Here is a 2518-nt window from a genome sequence, read left to right as displayed (position 1 = left end):
CATCCAGGGTCGCACGCCCTGTTCGAGCTCGGCGATGATCTTGTCGGTGATGCGGCTGTAGATATCGGCTCGTTGGTGGGTTTGTTGCCGGCTCATGTTGAAACCTCCGCTTTGAGGTCGCGACCATCGCGACCTGCTACGGCGGTCCGACTGCCGGGCGTCAGGCGCAGGCCCGCACCCGATAGGGCCGCAACGGACGTGGAGGACGGCAACGCCGTTGCGGGGCGGCGCGGGCCCGGCAGGACCTAAAGCCGGGGCAGGACGCAATGGTCGCTTGCAAGGCGGGGATTGTTCGACGTTGGGCAACACCCGCCAAATCCACTGGCAGGCGAAGAACGACGTCGCAAAATCGCACGGCTAGCTGCAGAAATTGCGGAAAAGCTCTCAAACAGGGTGCAGAAGACGTCGGCAACGTGACAGGCCGCAAAAGCCGAGCCAAGGCTTTCGTGCTAGAAGGAGTTCGAAACAATGACCACAACCAACGAAATCGCTGACAAGATCGCCACCAAACACAGCCTGACGAAGGCCCAAAGCAAGGCGATCGTCGCAGCGGTGTTTGCAGCGATCACAACAGCTGCGACATCTGGGACCGAAAGCTCCATCCCGGGCTTTGGCAAGTTCAAGGTGAAGGACACACCAGAGCGGGGAAGCGCGAAATCCGGGCACAGGCGCGGTGATCAAGATTGCAGCTGCAAGGAAGCTCGCATTCACACCAGCCAAGGCGCTCAAGGAGGCGTTAAATAAGTAGGCAATCCTGCTTCGTTCGCGTGTATTTATGCAACGCTGCTAGGGCACGGGGCTGGTGGGCGGATGAATAATTTCCCGGACCAGTTCCAGGCGCTTCGCCTGACGCCGGCGCCCTCTAGCCGCAGAGATGAACAGGTCCCGCTTGTGCTGCGCACACGCCCGCATGGCGCCTGTTCACGTCCATCGGCCCTACCGCACCGTGCCGGAGACTGAGGCCTCTCTATCAGGCTCATCGACGGAACTTTGATGCGGAGGGGCAGCTTCTTGACGTCACATTCCGTAAAGGAGACGTTCCATTCCCCGTAGTGACAAGTCCGCATACACTGACAAGCAGAAACGCAAAGCCGGGCATATTGAAGAAGGCTACGAGGATCGTGGTGTTTCTGAGAAGGAAGCCGAGCGCCGTGCCTGGGCCACCGTCAACAAGGAAAGTGGCGACGGCAAAAATCCGGCTCCGGCCGCGGCCATGCCGAAAGCCACGCTTCAAACGAAAAAGGTGGACGCAAGGGCGGTGCAGCGGCCGCGTCGAGAACCAAGGAAGAGCGTTCTGCTTCCGCCAAAAAAGCAGCAGCGACCCGCAAACGAAACGAGCGCCACACTCACCACTAATGGATGCGGCGCCACCGCAAATGGCGCCGCCGTTTAGAGGATATTCGAGCCGAAATCGAAGGAGTTCCGGCCTTTCGAGTGTTTATTCGTGCCCGATAGTTACAGCTGCGGCTAGCGACACCACCTTCGTCTGAAAAGATCGACGCGAAGCGCCGCCAGCCGGTCGCGTATCGCCTCGATGCCACGGTTTTTCGGTTGACCCCATCGGCACCTACCCTAGGTCAAGAATTGGGGGCGCATTGTAGACGAGGATTCCAATGCTCCAGCAAGAACGGATCGAACGAGCCAAAGAAACAGAGCGGATCGTTAAGGAAATCATCGAGCAAGAACGTCTTGAGCGCGTTGAAAAAACCGAACGCCTCCGCGCTGCTCGGATGCAAGCGCACGAGAACAATACCCACTGAAGGATCCCTTATGCCAGCCGCAAGAATCCCTGACATAACATCGCAAAGAGACCACGTCGTGACAGCGAGAGAAGCACTCGAAGGGCTTTACCTGAAGCTTGAACAAGAGGTCGAGGTTCGTCTGGTGGCGGCAGCGCTTCGTGCCGGGTGGTCAGCCGAAGAAGCGTTGGACGCGATCGACCAGCTTCGCGCCGATGCGGCATAAGGATCAACGCCCGAAAAGTCAGGCGACGCGCTGCCCTGCTTCGACTGTCAACCCGGCAGTTCTGAATGAAGCCTGGACGATCTTGGGGCTGCGGTCAGCAAGATCGATGAGATTCGAGACTCGCTCGCCGGACCCGTAACCGATGATGCCGTAGACCAATAGACGGCCAAAACCTGGATGAGCCAACCTTGGGTTTGAGGCGGCTTTGTCCCTGGCACTTTGGTCCGACTACCGTCGTTCATTTGTGGGCGTAAAATCGAATTGTATCCTCTCTCCGAGGAGGCAATCTGGAGCCGGATATGCGGATCGGACCCCAGCGTCATCCAGGCCTCCTCGGCAATCCTCGCGGGACGCCCGCGGCGATCTGTGTTGAAACCTTGAGGGCTTCTCTTAGGAGAAGGGCCTTGGCTCAACCAGCTTTCATCGCGGATGTCCCGGGAGCCAGTAAGGGCGCCATACATGGTGTAATCGCGGGCACGAGGCCCCTCTGGATCCGATCGCGATCTTGGAAGGTGGCTGCTCCCCGATATGATGAGATACGGGCTCTCGACTG

General features: G+C 58.9%; 3 protein-coding genes and 2 pseudogenes. 4 read left to right on the top strand and 1 reads right to left on the bottom strand.

Features of this window, described 5'->3' with window-relative positions; genetic code table 11:
• The coding region (locus BSG20_RS38320; protein WP_342030091.1) for an ArdC-like ssDNA-binding domain-containing protein at positions 1-96 on the bottom strand (96 nt) is incomplete at its 3' end.
• Between the two features lie 372 nt (positions 97-468).
• On the opposite strand from BSG20_RS38320, the pseudogene BSG20_RS35065 reads away from it, so the two are divergent.
• The 4 genes and pseudogenes from BSG20_RS35065 to BSG20_RS35055 all read left to right on the top strand — a co-directional run bounded on the left by BSG20_RS35065 (position 469) and on the right by BSG20_RS35055 (position 1965).
• Positions 469-748 (top strand): annotated as a pseudogene (locus BSG20_RS35065) (HU family DNA-binding protein).
• Positions 749-1042: 294 nt separating this feature from the next.
• Positions 1043-1356, top strand: a pseudogene (locus BSG20_RS35060) (plasmid stabilization protein).
• A 257-nt stretch (positions 1357-1613) separates the two neighbouring features.
• Complete coding sequence (locus tag BSG20_RS36950; RefSeq protein ID WP_157997382.1) at positions 1614-1760, top strand: hypothetical protein; 147 nt, start codon at positions 1614-1616, stop codon at positions 1758-1760.
• A 10-nt stretch (positions 1761-1770) separates the two neighbouring features.
• Positions 1771-1965 carry a hypothetical protein gene (locus BSG20_RS35055; protein WP_072382395.1) on the top strand — a complete coding sequence of 65 codons (195 nt, stop codon included), beginning with the start codon at positions 1771-1773 and terminating at the stop codon, positions 1963-1965.
• The last annotated feature ends 553 nt before the right edge of the window (positions 1966-2518 follow it).

The sequence above is a fragment of the Rhizobium tibeticum genome (assembly GCF_900110205.1).
Lineage (GTDB): Bacteria > Pseudomonadota > Alphaproteobacteria > Rhizobiales > Rhizobiaceae > Rhizobium > Rhizobium tibeticum.
The sequence above is the reverse complement of the archived record's forward strand: the minus strand, read 5'-3'. Positions and strand labels throughout refer to the sequence as shown.